Source organism: Kaistia nematophila, assembly GCF_026343855.1.
In the GTDB taxonomy this organism is placed as follows: domain Bacteria; phylum Pseudomonadota; class Alphaproteobacteria; order Rhizobiales; family Kaistiaceae; genus Kaistia; species Kaistia nematophila.
Window position 1 is genome coordinate 827267 of sequence record NZ_JAPKNK010000001.1, and the last position, 13190, is coordinate 840456.

General features: G+C 66.5%; 12 protein-coding genes and 2 riboswitches. Of the genes, 7 read left to right on the forward strand and 5 right to left on the reverse strand.

Going from position 1 to position 13190, the window contains the following annotated elements; genetic code table 11:
• Nucleotides 1-12 precede the first annotated feature (12 nt).
• Nucleotides 13-711, forward strand: a complete 699-nt coding sequence (gene phoB, locus OSH07_RS03745; RefSeq protein WP_266337249.1) for a phosphate regulon transcriptional regulator PhoB — start codon at nucleotides 13-15, stop codon at nucleotides 709-711.
• A 203-nt stretch (nucleotides 712-914) separates the two neighbouring features.
• Here phoB and OSH07_RS03750 read toward each other — a convergent pair whose 3' ends face one another.
• Entirely contained in the window at nucleotides 915-1448 is a 534-nt protein-coding gene (locus OSH07_RS03750; protein WP_266337250.1) for a GcrA family cell cycle regulator, read from the reverse strand.
• Nucleotides 1449-1858: 410 nt separating this feature from the next.
• Between OSH07_RS03750 and OSH07_RS03755 the strand changes: the two genes are divergently transcribed.
• The 3 genes from OSH07_RS03755 to OSH07_RS03765 are packed head-to-tail and all read left to right on the forward strand — an operon-like array spanning nucleotide 1859 to nucleotide 5020.
• Nucleotides 1859-3091, forward strand: a complete 1233-nt coding sequence (locus tag OSH07_RS03755) for an aspartate aminotransferase family protein (protein WP_266337251.1) — start codon at nucleotides 1859-1861, stop codon at nucleotides 3089-3091.
• A 19-nt stretch (nucleotides 3092-3110) separates the two neighbouring features.
• On the forward strand, nucleotides 3111-4034 hold the full coding sequence (gene argF, locus OSH07_RS03760) for an ornithine carbamoyltransferase (RefSeq protein WP_266337252.1): 924 nt from the start codon (nucleotides 3111-3113) through the stop codon (nucleotides 4032-4034).
• Nucleotides 4034-5020, forward strand: coding sequence for an Hsp33 family molecular chaperone (locus OSH07_RS03765; RefSeq protein WP_266337253.1), 987 nt, complete (start codon nucleotides 4034-4036; stop codon nucleotides 5018-5020). The genes argF and OSH07_RS03765 overlap by 1 nt, the downstream gene beginning before the upstream one ends.
• A gap of 224 nt (nucleotides 5021-5244) precedes the next feature.
• Here the strand turns inward: OSH07_RS03765 and apaG are convergent, their stop codons facing one another.
• The gene (apaG, locus tag OSH07_RS03770) at nucleotides 5245-5637 is read right to left on the reverse strand and encodes a Co2+/Mg2+ efflux protein ApaG (RefSeq protein ID WP_266337254.1); all 393 of its coding nucleotides are present in this window, start codon (nucleotides 5635-5637) and stop codon (nucleotides 5245-5247) included.
• Nucleotides 5638-5856: 219 nt separating this feature from the next.
• On the opposite strand from apaG, the gene mscL reads away from it, so the two are divergent.
• Together mscL and OSH07_RS03780 are read left to right on the forward strand one after the other, a co-directional pair.
• A complete protein-coding gene (gene mscL / locus OSH07_RS03775; protein ID WP_266337255.1) occupies nucleotides 5857-6276 on the forward strand; it encodes a large conductance mechanosensitive channel protein MscL in 420 nt (139 codons plus the stop codon).
• A gap of 145 nt (nucleotides 6277-6421) precedes the next feature.
• Nucleotides 6422-7594 carry a pyridoxal phosphate-dependent aminotransferase gene (locus OSH07_RS03780; RefSeq protein WP_266337256.1) on the forward strand — a complete coding sequence of 391 codons (1173 nt, stop codon included), beginning with the start codon at nucleotides 6422-6424 and terminating at the stop codon, nucleotides 7592-7594.
• A gap of 54 nt (nucleotides 7595-7648) precedes the next feature.
• Here OSH07_RS03780 and OSH07_RS03785 read toward each other — a convergent pair whose 3' ends face one another.
• Nucleotides 7649-8512: a nucleotidyltransferase domain-containing protein gene (locus OSH07_RS03785; protein ID WP_266337257.1), complete on the reverse strand. Its 864-nt coding sequence runs from the start codon at nucleotides 8510-8512 to the stop codon at nucleotides 7649-7651.
• Nucleotides 8513-8830: 318 nt separating this feature from the next.
• Nucleotides 8831-8937, forward strand: a riboswitch (SAM-I-IV-variant riboswitch).
• Nucleotides 8938-8977: 40 nt separating this feature from the next.
• On the opposite strand from OSH07_RS03785, the gene OSH07_RS03790 reads away from it, so the two are divergent.
• Nucleotides 8978-9925: a homoserine O-succinyltransferase gene (locus OSH07_RS03790; protein WP_266337258.1), complete on the forward strand. Its 948-nt coding sequence runs from the start codon at nucleotides 8978-8980 to the stop codon at nucleotides 9923-9925.
• A gap of 210 nt (nucleotides 9926-10135) precedes the next feature.
• On the opposite strand, the gene hemA is transcribed toward OSH07_RS03790, so the two are convergent.
• Nucleotides 10136-11425 carry a 5-aminolevulinate synthase gene (gene hemA, locus OSH07_RS03795; protein ID WP_266337259.1) on the reverse strand — a complete coding sequence of 430 codons (1290 nt, stop codon included), beginning with the start codon at nucleotides 11423-11425 and terminating at the stop codon, nucleotides 10136-10138.
• 271 nt (nucleotides 11426-11696) lie between these two features.
• Nucleotides 11697-12893: an O-succinylhomoserine sulfhydrylase gene (locus OSH07_RS03800; RefSeq protein ID WP_266337260.1), complete on the reverse strand. Its 1197-nt coding sequence runs from the start codon at nucleotides 12891-12893 to the stop codon at nucleotides 11697-11699.
• Between the two features lie 60 nt (nucleotides 12894-12953).
• Nucleotides 12954-13034: riboswitch (SAM riboswitch) on the reverse strand.
• Between the last annotated feature and the right edge of the window lie 156 nt (nucleotides 13035-13190).

Below are 13190 nucleotides of genomic sequence, written 5' to 3' on the forward strand. Positions count from 1 at the left end.
GGATCTTCGTGAATGACGCCGCGCGTTATGATCGTCGAGGATGAGGAGGCGCTGAGCCTCCTCCTCCGCTACAACCTCGAAGCCGAGGGTTATGCCGTCGAAGTGGTGCCGCGTGGCGACGATGCCGAGATGCGCCTGCTCGAGACCGTGCCCGACCTGCTGCTGCTCGACTGGATGCTGCCCGGGATCTCGGGCATCGAACTCTGCCGCCGCCTCCGTGCCCGCGATGCCACCCGCACGTTGCCGGTGATCATGCTCACCGCCCGCGGCGAGGAGCAGGAGCGCATCCGCGGCCTCGCCACCGGCGCCGACGACTATGTCGTCAAGCCGTTCTCCGTGCCGGAGCTTATGGCGCGCGTCCGCGCCATCCTTCGCCGTTCGCGCCCGGAGGTGATCGCCTCGCTGCTGCGCGCCGGCGACATCGAGCTCGACCGCGAGACGCATCGCGTCCGCCGTTCGGGTCGCGAGCTGCATCTCGGCCCGACCGAGTTCCGCCTGCTCGAATATCTGATGAAGAGCCCCGGCCGCGTATTTTCCCGCGAGCAGCTGCTCGACGGCGTTTGGGGCCGTGACGTCTATGTCGACGAGCGCACCGTCGACGTCCATATCGGCCGCCTGCGCAAGGCGGTGAACCGCGGCCGCGTCAAGGATCCGATCCGCACCGTGCGGGGCTCCGGCTATTCCTTCGACGACCAGTTCGCCGCCGCCTGAATCCCTTTCATCGCCGCCTTTCCCCCGGGAGGCGGCCTGAAGACAAGCAAAGCCGCGTTCGGGTATCTCCCGGCGCGGCTTTTTGCTGCCCGGATGGGAGTGCTACAAAAAGAAACGGCCGTGCGCCTCGGGGGGAGGGCGGCACGGCCGGAATGGCATTTCGGGACGAAGGCGCGGACGCCGTCGTCGTCAGGCTGGCGCGATCAGGCGCCGACGGCCTTCTTCTGGCGGCGGTCATGCACCGGCTGGTAGGCTACCCGCGAATGATATTCGCAATAGGGAATGCCCGAATTCGAGCGCTGGCCGCAGAAGTGGAAATCCTCGGTGCTCGGGTCGCCGATCGGCCACTTGCAGGTCTGCTCGGTGAGCGTGAGGATCGTGGCGTGCAGGCTGATCGGAACGACGACGTCGTCCGAGCTGACAGGCCGTGGCACGCGCCGCGGCTCGGGCGCCATCTGGCCGAGAGGCTTCAGGGCCGTGTTGCCGGCCACCATCGGCCTGACGGGATTGGGACGCCCTGTCGTTGCAGAGCGGCTACTGGTCGTCGACGCGGGCTTGCGCGGGCGGGCGACCGGCGCTGCGGCCGGCTTGGCACGACCCGAGAGGCTCAGCCGATGTACCTTGCCGATGACTGCGTTACGCGTTACGCCGCCGAGTTCCGAAGCGATCTGGCTTGCGCTCAGGCCGTCGGTCCAGAGCTTCTTCAGCAACTCAACCCGTTCGTCCGTCCAAGTCATTAGCGTGTCCTTGTCGGTCGGAGCGATACCCGGAATCCTGTCACGGTCGTTCAGCCGGGATGCCGGACGACTGCGGACGCCATACAAGGGTCAGGGGGAGGTACCTGCTCGATATTTCGTGTCTTAACGAAAAGTAAAATACTATATGGCGTGACTCGGTGACAAGAGTCCGGGGGATTCGTCAAAGAGGATCCGGCCGTTTTCCCCAACTTGCAGCGCATTCCCGATCCGTGAGTCCGGTCAAACGCTTAGCCGTCGTGACGTGGCTGCGGGCGGTGATTTGATTGACACAAATCGTCACGACCGTGATATAAGGGCAACGCAAAAAGGTGCTGCTCGGCGCGTCGGCCTCGGGCAGCACCTTTGATTTTTAGGCATCCGTTTCCGTGGTTTCATCCGAAGGAGGGGATATGAGCGCCCCCGATACCAGCGTTAAAAAGACCTCGACCAGCCTCTTCGACACCTTTTCGCGTGCGCCGCTCGAATTCGAGCGAGGCGAGGGGGCCTGGGTCTTTACGCGAGAGGGCGACGCTTATCTCGATTTCTCCGCCGGCATCGCGGTGAACACGCTCGGCCATGCCAATCCGGTTCTCGTGCAGGCGCTGACCGAGCAGGCCGGCAAGCTCTGGCACACCTCGAACCTGTTCCGCATTCCGGGTCAGGAGCGACTGGCCGACACGCTGGTCGCGAACTCCTTCGCCGACCGTGTCTTCTTCGCCAATTCGGGCGCGGAGGCGAACGAGGCCGCGATCAAGACGGCGCGGCGCTATCATTATGTGAATGGCCAGCCGGAACGCTATCGCATCCTCACCATCGAGGGCGCCTTCCACGGCCGCACGCTGGCGACGCTCGCTGCCGGCGGCCAGCAGAAATATCTCGACGGTTTCGGCCCCAAGGCCGACGGTTTTGACCAGGTTCCGTTCGGCGACATGGCGGCGATCAAGGCCGCGGTGACGCCGCAGACGGCCGCCATCATGCTCGAGCCGATCCAGGGCGAGGGCGGCGTGCGCGCCTTCCCGAACGCGTTCCTGCGCGAGATCCGGGCGCTCTGCGACGCCGAGGGCATGCTGCTGATCCTGGACGAGGTCCAGACCGGCATCGGCCGCACCGGCAAGCTGTTCGCCTATGAGTGGACCGGCATCACGCCGGATATCCTCACCTCGGCCAAGGGCCTTGGCGGCGGTTTCCCGCTCGGCGCGTGCCTGGCCACCAATGAAGCTGCCAAGGGCATGACCCCCGGCACGCACGGCACCACCTTCGGCGGCAATCCGCTGGCGATGGCGGTCGGCAACGCCGTGCTCGACGTCGTGCTTGCCGACGGCTTCCTGGAGCATGTGCGCGAGACCGCGCGCTACCTGACCCAGCGCCTCGGCGGCCTGATGGACAGCCATCCCGGCGTCATCGACGACATCCGCGGCGAGGGCCTGCTGGTCGGCCTGCATGCGCTGAAGCCGATCCCGGAAGTGGTCGCGGCGCTCCGCGAGCAGAAGATGCTCGCCGCCGGCGCCGGCGACAACGTCTTGCGCCTGCTGCCGCCGCTCAACATCGGCAAGGCAGAAGTCGACGCGGCGATCGAGAAGCTCGATGCCGCCTTTTCCGCAATCGAAGCCGAAGCCGCGACGTCGGCACGGCAATCCGCCTGAGCGGACAAGGCAGGACATCATGGTTCGGCATTTTCTAGACCTGACGGAATTCGATTCCGCCACGCTGCGGCAGATCATGGACGGCGCCAAGCGCCTCAAGGCGGTGCGCGACGGCGCCCGCGACGGCGTCGGCCCGCTCGCCGGCAAGGTGCTGGCGCTCGTCTTCGAGCAGCCCTCGACGCGCACCCGCGTCTCCTTCGACGTCGGAATGCGCGAGCTCGGCGGCCAGACGCTGATGCTGACCGGCGCCGAGATGCAGCTCGGACGCGGCGAGACCATCGCCGACACGGCGCGTGTCATGTCGCGCTATGTCGACGGCATCATGATCCGTATCCTCGACCACGAGCAGCTGACCGAGCTGGCGGCGAACGCCACTGTGCCCGTCATCAACGGCCTGACGCGCCGCTCGCATCCCTGCCAGATCATGGCCGACATCCTCACCTATGAGGAGCATCGCGGCTCGATCGCCGGCAAGACGGTGTCGTGGCTCGGCGACAGCAACAATGTCATGGCCTCCTGGGTCCACGCCGCCGCGCGCTTCGACTTCCGCCTGAAGATCGCGACGCCGCCGGAGCTTGCGCCCTCGCACAAGCTGCTCGACTGGGCGCGCAACAATGGCGGCGAGGTGATCGCCGGCGAGGATGCCCACGACGCGGCCGCCGATTCCGACTGCATCGTCACCGACACCTGGGTGTCGATGGGCGACAACGAGGCGGAGCGCCGGCACAATCTGCTGAAGCCCTACCAGGTCAACGCCCGGCTGATGGCGCGCGCCAAGAAGGACGCGCTGTTCATGCATTGCCTGCCCGCCCATCGCGGCGAGGAGGTCACGGCCGAGGTGATGGACGGGCCGCAGTCCGTCGTCTTCGACGAGGCCGAAAACCGGCTGCACGCGCAGAAGGGCATTCTTGCCTGGTGCCTGGGCGGCCCGGAGGCGCTTTGATGGTGGAGATCGCAACTCTCGGTCCGGCCTCGATCGACCCGGCCGGCGACGACGCCGTCCTGCCGTTTTCGGTCGAGGGCCTCGACGTGCGCGGCCGCGCCATCCAGATGGGGCCGGCTCTGTCAGCCCTGCTGGCGCGGCACGATTATCCGCTGCCGGTCTCGAAACTGCTCGGCGAGGCGGTCGTCCTCGCCGTGCTGCTTGGCTCGTCCCTGAAATTCGACGGCCAGTTCCTGCTGCAGACGCAGACGGATGGCCCCGTCGACATGCTGGTCGTCGACTACCGCACCTCCGGCAACATTCGCGCCTATGCCCGCTTCAAGGCGGAGCGTGTGGCGGAGATCGAGGCCGAGGGGCTGTCGAAGCCGGAACTGCTGCTTGGCAAGGGCATCCTGGCGATGACCATCGACCAGGGCGAGTTCACCAGCCGCTACCAGGGTATCGTCCAGCTCGACGGCGCCAGCCTGGAAGAGGTGGCGCATACCTATTTCCAGCAGTCCGAGCAGATCCCGACGATCGTCCGCCTGGCGGTGGCCGAGATGATGACCCGCGAGGATGGCGGCGCCTCGCATAGCTGGCGCGGTGGCGGCATGCTGATGCAGTACCTGCCAGAGGCCTCGATCGGCGTGCATCGCGACCTCTCCGGCGGCGACGCGCCGGAAGGGCTGGAGCATCACGCCGAGGAAGAGGACGCCTGGGCCGAGGCGAGCTCGCTCGTCTCGACGGTCGAGGATCACGAGCTGATCGATCCCGACGTGCCGGCCGAACGGCTGCTCTACCGCCTGTTCCACGAGCGCGGCGTGCGGGTGTTCGACCCCGTCCCCGTGCGCGAACAGTGCTCCTGCTCGCGCGAGCGCATCCAGGGCGTGCTGTCGAGCTTCTCGGCGGAAGAGATCACCGAGAGCATCGAGAACGGCGAGATCGCCGTCTCCTGCGAGTTCTGCGGCCAGAAATACGCCTTCGACCCGCAGGAATTTCTGGGCTGATTTCAGTGCGGGCTGAGGGGAGACCCTCGCCCCAGCCCTCTCCCGCCTGTGGGAGAGGGGTATGGCTGCGCATTCCTTCACCTCTCCCGGTGGGAGAGGTCGGAGCGAAGCTCCGGGTGAGGGGATGCGGCCTTACCGGATAGTTCCCTACGCCCTCACCCGCCGGCCTGCGGCTGTCGACCTCTCCCCACGGGAGAGGTGAGGGGCGGTACGCCCGCGAACGCCTAGTGCAGGACGCGGGGGGCGTTGGGGACGTCGAGGGAGAAGGCCGGGATCTCGACGGAGAACATTTCGCCGCTCTCGGTCTGCATCTGGTAGGTGCCGGCCATGATGCCGGACGGCGTCGAGAGCGGGCAGCCGCTGGTATATTCGAAACTCTCGCCGGGCTTCAGCGACGGCTCCTTGCCGACGACGCCGACGCCGCGCACTTCCTCGGTGCGGCCCTTGCCGTCGGTGATGCGCCAGAAGCGCGAGCGCAGCTGGACGTTTTCAAGCCCGAGATTGACGATCTCGATGGTATAGGCCCAGACGTAACGGTCTTCGCCCGGCGAGGAATCGTCCTCGACGAAGCTTGGCTGCACGGTCACCTGGATCGATCGCGTGACGGTTCGATACATCGGCGTTCTTCTCGAAATGGATCGGAGCACATAGCGCCTGGCAAGGTGGGGCGTCAATCGCGCGCGACGCCGCATGGCGTGCGCAACCCGCTCGCTATGTCGTTGTGGCAACACGCACGACATTTGCAGCCGACACGTTTCGCCAGTGAATCGGCTACGCTATAGTTGCGCGGGTTGTAGATCAGGGTTCGCGACGAGCCGGGCGAAAGGGAACATTCAATGCTGAAGGAATTCAAGGAGTTTGCCCTCAAGGGCAACGTGGTCGACCTGGCCATCGGTATCATCATCGGCGCCGCCTTCAGCGGGCTGGTCAATTCGATCGTCAATGACATCATCATGCCGATCATCGGTGTGATCACCGGCGGCATCGACTACACCAACAAGTTCATCCAGCTCGCCGGCGAGCCGCAGACCACCCTCGACGCCGCGCGCAAGGCCGGCGCCACCGTCGCCTATGGCAACTTCCTCACCCTGCTGATCAACTTCCTGATCGTCGCCTGGATCCTGTTCCTGATCGTCAAGGGCATGAACCGCATGAAGCGCGAGAAGGCCGCCGCCCCGGCGCCGGTCGCGACGCCGGAAGACGTTGCCCTGCTGCGCGAGATCCGCGACCTGCTGGCGAAGCAGAAGGTCGGCTGATCCTCCAGCCTCGCTGGACGGGAATGCGACGGACGGCGGCCCTTGGCCGCCGTTTTGTCGTTGTTGGCCGCTACGAGCGGCGATCGATCCCATTCCGGCGCCCCGGCGATCAAGGCAGGGGCGCCCGCAGATATTGGAACATTGCGTGTCAGACCATTCCGCACTGCATTCGCTGCGGCCGGAGGCGAGCGAGGCTCCCGAAAGCGGCATCGTCGAGGTCTTCAACTACGGGCGCGACCGCGCCGGGCTGATCCCGCTCTGGGTCGGCGAGGGGGACCTGCCGACGCCGGCCTTCATCAGCGAGGCGGCGCAGGCCGCGCTCAAGGCCGGCGAAACCTTCTACACCCACCAGCGCGGCATTCCGGAGCTGCGGCAGGCGCTGGCCGACTATCACGCCCGCCTCTATGGCCGTCCGTTCAATCCCGAGCGCTTCTTCGTCACCTCGGGCGGCATGCCGGCGATCCAGATCGCGCTCCGCATGGTGGCGGGGCAGGGCGACGAGGTCGTGGTGCCGACGCCGGCCTGGCCGAATTTCGCCGCCGCCGCCGAGATCGGCGCCGCCCGCGTCGTCGAGGTGCCGCTCACCTATGGCAATGCCGGCTGGACGCTCGATCTCGACCGCTATTTCGACGCCGTGACGCCGCGCACCAAAGCGCTGTTCCTGAACTCGCCCTGCAACCCGACCGGCTGGACGGCGACGCGGGACGAGTTGCAGGCAATTCTCGATTTCGCGCGGGCGCGCGGGCTCTGGATCGTCTCCGACGAGGTCTATACGCGCTTCTTCTATGAGGGCATCCGGTCGCCGTCCTTCTATGACGTCGCCGGGCCGGACGATCGCATCCTCTTCGTCAACACCATGTCGAAGAACTGGGCGATGACCGGCTGGCGGGTAGGCTGGATCGCGGCGCCGCCGGCGCTCGGCCAGGTGATCGAGAACCTCGTGCAATATTCGAGCTCGGGCACGCCCAAATTCCTGCAGCGCGGCGCCGTTGCGGCGCTCGAGCAGGGCGACGCCTTCATCGACTTCCAGCGCCAGCGGGCGACAGAGGCGCGCGAGATCGTTTGCTCGGGACTGGAGCGGACGGGCCGGGTGCGCCTGGTTCGGCCGGCGGGCGCCTTCTATGCCTTCTTCGCCGTCGACGGCGAGCCGGATACGCGGGCGCTGGCGCTGAAGCTGGTTGACGAGGCCGGCGTCGGCCTCGCTCCGGGCGGCGCCTTCGGCGCCGGTGGCGACGGCTTTATGCGACTCTGCTACCTGCGCGATCCCGAACAGATCCGCGAGGCGACAAGCCGGCTGGCGGGCTGGCTGGCGAAGTAGCCGCAGCCTGCTGACTTTCATGACTGGGCCCGCCGATCCGTCGGCGGGCTTTTTTCATGGGCGGCGGCTCGCGCGAACGACTGGTGGCGGCTCGATCCCGAGCGTGTCGTGCAGATGCTCCCAGGTCACTGCCTCGAACCGTTCCGGCCAGCGGGCGCCCAATCGTGCTGCCATCTTTCTCGCGCGCGGAAGATAGAGCGCGGCATGCGCCAGATAGTTGGCGATCAGCGCGTCGCGCTCCGCCACCAGCGGCGGCAGTGCGGCGAGGGCCTTTTTCTGCTCCGCCGTGATCAGGCGGTTCAGATGCAGCACGCCGCCGCGATTGGGCGCGCCGGTCTCCTCGATCAGGAGATCGGTGATCAGATTGCGCAGGAAGAACAGGCCGGTGACGGAATTGAAGTATTCCGCCCGTCCCATGGCGAGCGGCAGCAATCCCAGGACGCGGAAGAACTCCTCGACCTGCCACTGCAGCCGTCCCGGGCTCGGTCGCGGCTTCTCCGCCTTGGCCGGCAGGGCTTCGAGCAGCTCGTCCGGATCGAACAGGATCCTGAGCCCGGCCTTCGTCCGCTCGGCGATCTGCTGCGGCGTCACGATGTCGACGTCGACGCGAAGCCAGGCCGCGGTGATGGCGTTGATCAGCGTCGGCTTCACCTGCCGGTCTCGCCAAAGCACGATCTCGCCGACCCTGCCAAGCGCGTCGCGCCAGAGCGCGGCGGTCTGGTCGCTGGCGCCGCTGTCGGCGACGACGAGAAAATCAAGGTCGCTATAGGCATCGGCGAGGCCTGCGCCGTGGCTGCCGCCCAGCGCCAGCGCTCGGATGCGGGGCTCGGCTTCAAGCCGTTCCGCGATGGCGCGGATGGCGGGATCGACATCGAAGGCGGGCGCCTGCGGCCTGTCGCGTTCGGCGGCATGGGACATGGTGTGTTTCCCCCGGGCAGGAGCCTAGCAGGCGGCGGCGAATGTTCAATCCGGCCGCCTTCCGCGGCTCTGCTGCCGGAGCGATGCCGACCGGATCCACGAGGAGACCCGTCGCCTGGCTGGTGAAGCCAGCAGGCAAGCAAGCCCCTCACCCAACCCTCTCCCGCAAGCGGGCGAGGGCTTTCCGCCGAGGCTCCTTCGACATCGCGATCGGGCGCCGCGCGCTCCCTCTCCCTCAGGGAGAGGGTTGGGGCGAGGGCCTGCCGGTCCACGCCCGCAGATTCTATTGCCAACGGTCCTTGGCTCGGGTAGATCATGCCCATACATCAAGAGTTGGGCCGACGCCCGACGCCAACCTGCCTTTCCGGGCAAGGTGGCACTCCCTCAGGGAGGATGTGGCCGATCCGGCAACCAAACGGACCCAGTCACACAGCGTCGGTTCTTCCAGTACAGGACGACGCCGCCATGCCGATCAAGATCCCCGATGACCTGCCTGCCCGCCGCAAGCTCGAAGCGGAAGGCGTCGTGGTCATGCGCGCGGCCGACGCCGTGCGTCAGGACATTCGCCCGCTCCGGATCGGCCTGCTCAACCTGATGCCGAACAAGATCACCACCGAGACGCAGATCGCGCGGCTGCTCGGCGCGACGCCGCTGCAGATCGAGCTGTCGCTGGTGCAGATCACCGACCATGCGCCGCGCAACACCCCGGCCGAGCACATGCTCTCCTTCTACCGGCCCTGGGAAGAGGTTAAGGACGAGCGCTTCGACGGCTTCATCGTCACCGGCGCGCCGGTCGAGCGCATGCCGTTCGAGGACGTGACCTACTGGGACGAGCTGCGCCGGATCTTCGACTGGACGCAGACGCATGTGCATCGCTCGCTCAACATCTGCTGGGCGGCGCAGGCGGCCGTGCACCATTTCCACGGCATGCAGAAATACGACCTGCCCGGCAAGGCGTTCGGCATCTACCGGCACCAGATCCCGGCTGCCGCCTCGGCGTCGCATTATCTGCGCGGCCTTGCCGACGAGTTCGCCGTGCCGGTGTCGCGCTGGTCGGAGGTGCGCAAGAGCGAGATCCCGCAGGGCAGCGGCGTGATCGTGCTGGCCGAGAGCGAGGAGACGGGCCTGTGCCTGCTCGACGACACTCGCCATCGCGCCCTGCACATGTTCAACCATCTCGAATACGACACCAACTCGCTCGGCGACGAGTATTTCCGCGATATCAACGCCAAGATCGACGTGGCGCTGCCGGCCGATTATTTCCAGAAGAACGACCCGGCCCGGCCGCCGGTCAACAGCTGGCGCGGCAACGCCCATTTGCTGTTCGGCAACTGGATCAACGAGATCTACCAGACCGTGCCGTTCGACATCTCGAAGATCGGCCAGGAAGAGGCGACGGAAGTCGCGGCGTAGGCTGCGGGGGTGGGGGAGGAAGACCCTCACCCCGGTGCGGGAGAAGGCGCGCGCCTGTGCTCGTTGCCGGCAGTGCGCCAATACGATGAAGGTCGCCGGCCCAAAAACCCTCGCCCGCTTGCGGGAGAGGGTTGGGTGAGGGGCTTGCTTGCTGAAACAAAAAAGGCCCGCCGATCGCTCGGCGGGCCCTTTTCATTCCATAGGGACCGTTCAGCCGCCGGCGGGCGGGAACACGTCGAAATGCGAGGCACCGCCGTTCGCGACCAGGCGAGCGGTCTTCGCCGGGGCGGTGCGGCCCATCGGCAGCCACAGGCGCTGCCAGACGTCGATCAGCGCGTCGCGCAGGCCGAGGATCAGCTTCTCGTCGTGGCAGGGCGTCGGCGTGATGCGCAGCCGCTCGGTGCCGCGCGGCACCGTCGGGTAGTTGATCGGCTGGATGTAGATGCCGTGCTCGTCGAGCAGCATGTCCGAGGCCTTCTTGCAGAGGTCCGGATTGCCGACGAAGAGCGGCACGATATGGGTTTCCGACGGCATCACCGGCAGGCCGGCGGCGATCAGCACTTCCTTGGTGCGCTGCGCGTGCTGCTGCTGCAGGTCGCGCTCGACCTGCGAGGTCTTCAGGTGGCGGATCGAGGCCGTGGTGGCGGCCGCGAGCGAGGGCGGCAGCGCGGTGGTGAAGATGAAGCCCGGCGCATAGGAGCGGACGGCGTCGATGATGGCGCGGCTGGCGGTGATGTAGCCGCCGAAGGTGCCGAACGCCTTGGCGAGCGTGCCCTCGATGACGTCGATGCGATGCATCAGGCCCTCGCGCTCGGCGATGCCGGCGCCGCGCGGACCATACATGCCGACCGCATGGACCTCGTCGATATAGGTCATGGCGCCGTATTTCTCGGCGAGATCGCAGATGCCGGCGATCGGCGCGACGTCGCCATCCATCGAGTAGACGCTCTCGAAGGCGATCAGCTTGGCGCGGCCGGGGCCGGCTTCCTTGAGCAGCTCTTCGAGATGCTCGAGGTCGTTGTGGCGGAAGATGCGCTTCTGCGCGCCCGAGCGGCGGATACCCTCGATCATCGAGGCATGGTTCAGCTCGTCCGACAGGATCAGGCAGTCGGGCAGGAGCTTGCCGAGCGTCGACAGCGCCGCGTCGTTGGAGACGAAGCCGGAGGAGAAGACAAGGCCGGCTTCCTTGCCGTGCAGGTCGGCGAGCTCATGCTCCAGCTCGACCAGCGGATGGTTGTTGCCGGAGATGTTGCGCGTGCCGCCGGCGCCGGTTCCCATGCCCTGCGCCGTCTCGACCATGGCGCGGACGACGTCGGGATGCTGGCCCATGCCGAGATAGTCGTTAGAGCACCAGACGGTGATTTCGCGCGCGCCGCGCTCCGAGCGCCAGATCGCGTGCGGGAAGCGGCCCACGATCCGCTCGAGGTCGGCGAAGACGCGGTAGCGCTTCTCGGCATGGAGAGCGTCGATCGCGTCCACGAAAAACGATTGATAGTCCATCAGCAGAGTCCGCTTCTTGGATGGGTTCCAAACTAGCCGAGGAACCCTAGCGAGTCCAATGCTGTTTGGCCTTGCGGCAAGTCAAATTCGCGCCGTTGATTTCAGCTTGGCGCCAGTAATCATGACGACGCGCGGGCCGCCACTGCGCAATTCAGCGCATCTTCTGTCCATGCCGTCGCAGCCGGGCGCCGTGACGCGGCTCGGGACAGGAAAAAGCCGCCGGAACGGGCGCATTCCGGCGGCTTTCGGCGGTTCGTGGCGGCGAAAGGACTCAGGCCTTGTCGAGCGCCAGTCGGAGGTCCTCGATCAGGTCGTCGGGATCCTCGAGGCCGATCGAGAGGCGCAGCATGCCCGGCGTGATGCCGAAACCGAGCCGCGCCTCTTCGGAAAGGCGCTGGTGAGTCGTGGTCGAGGGATGGGTGATCAGGCTCTTGGCGTCGCCGAGATTGTTGGAGATGGTGATGATCTCCAGCGCGGTGGCAACGCGGAACGCCGCGTCCTTGCCGCCGTCGATCTCGAACGCCATCATCGTCGAGCCGGCGCCCATCTGCTTCTTGACCACGTCGGCCTGCGGATGGTCCGGGCGGCCGGGATAGATCAGCTTGGCGATCTTCGGGTGGCTGGCGATCGCGTCGGCGATCTTCGCCGCGCTTTCGGTCTGGCGGCGGACGCGGATATCGAGCGTCTCCAGCCCCTTCAGCAGCACCCAGGCGTTGAAGGCCGACAGCGTCGGGCCGGTCTGGCGCAGGAAATTGTGCAGGTGGTCGTTCACATAGGCTTCATCCGCCGACAGGATGACGCCGCCGAGCACGCGGCCCTGGCCGTCGATGTGCTTGGTGGCGGAATAGACGACGACGTCGGCGCCGAGCTTGATCGGCTGCTGCCAGATCGGCGTCGCGAACACGTTGTCGACGATGAGCAGCGCGCCGGCCTCATGCGCGATCCTGGCGACCTCGGCGATGTCGATCACTTCGAGCGTCGGATTGGTCGGGCTTTCCAGGAAGAAGGCCTTGGTGTTCGGCCGCACCGCGTCGCGCCACTGGTTCAGGTCGGTGCCGTCGACCAGCGTCGACTGCACGCCGAAGCGCGGCAGCAGGTCCTCGACGACATAGAGACAGGACGAGAACAGCGCCTTGGCGGCGACGACGTGGTCGCCCGCCTTCAGCATGCACATCAGCGCCGCCGTCACGGCCGCCATGCCGCTCGCCGTCGCGCGCGCCGCCGCGGCACCTTCGAGCTGGCGGATGCGCTCCTCGAACATGAACACGGTCGGGTTGGAGAAGCGCGAATAGATGAAGCCGGGATCCTCGCCCTTGAAGCGCGCTTCGGCCGCCTCGGCGCTGTCATAGGCAAAGCCCTGCGTCAGGAACATCGCCTCCGACATCTCGCCGAACTGCGATCGGAGGGTGCCGCCATGCACGAGTTCCGTGGCGGGGCGGCGGGGGCGCTTGGCTTTGTCTTCGGACATTGTGTTCTGATCCCGGATACGAAAAAACCCGACGCGAAGTCGGGCAAAAATCGGATGTCGGATTTCCGGCAACCGACCTTTTAGCGACATTGTTTAACGTGGCGGCAAGCCGGTCGGCTCAAATAGACCACGGTAGGCCGTTTTCTGATATGCCTCTGGCGGCTTGGCGTCAACGGTGAGTTCGGATAAGGAGGGCGACCGCTCGGAGCCGAGTGTCGCAGGTTTGTTCGCCTCTCCCCATGGAGAGGTCGGGCCGGAAGGCCGCGGTGAGGGTTTACGGCCTCACCGGAGAGTTTC

Coding starts and splice junctions, on each gene's coding strand:
- argF (WP_266337252.1), top strand. CDS start 3,111: ATGGTTCGGCATTTTCTAGACCTGACGGAATTCGATTCCGCCACGCTG.
- OSH07_RS03785 (WP_266337257.1), bottom strand. CDS start 8,512: ATGTCCCATGCCGCCGAACGCGACAGGCCGCAGGCGCCCGCCTTCGAT.
- mscL (WP_266337255.1), top strand. CDS start 5,857: ATGCTGAAGGAATTCAAGGAGTTTGCCCTCAAGGGCAACGTGGTCGAC.
- hemA (WP_266337259.1), bottom strand. CDS start 11,425: ATGGACTATCAATCGTTTTTCGTGGACGCGATCGACGCTCTCCATGCC.
- OSH07_RS03755 (WP_266337251.1), top strand. CDS start 1,859: ATGAGCGCCCCCGATACCAGCGTTAAAAAGACCTCGACCAGCCTCTTC.
- apaG (WP_266337254.1), bottom strand. CDS start 5,637: ATGTATCGAACCGTCACGCGATCGATCCAGGTGACCGTGCAGCCAAGC.
- OSH07_RS03790 (WP_266337258.1), top strand. CDS start 8,978: ATGCCGATCAAGATCCCCGATGACCTGCCTGCCCGCCGCAAGCTCGAA.
- OSH07_RS03800 (WP_266337260.1), bottom strand. CDS start 12,893: ATGTCCGAAGACAAAGCCAAGCGCCCCCGCCGCCCCGCCACGGAACTC.
- OSH07_RS03765 (WP_266337253.1), top strand. CDS start 4,034: ATGGTGGAGATCGCAACTCTCGGTCCGGCCTCGATCGACCCGGCCGGC.
- phoB (WP_266337249.1), top strand. CDS start 13: ATGACGCCGCGCGTTATGATCGTCGAGGATGAGGAGGCGCTGAGCCTC.
- OSH07_RS03750 (WP_266337250.1), bottom strand. CDS start 1,448: ATGACTTGGACGGACGAACGGGTTGAGTTGCTGAAGAAGCTCTGGACC.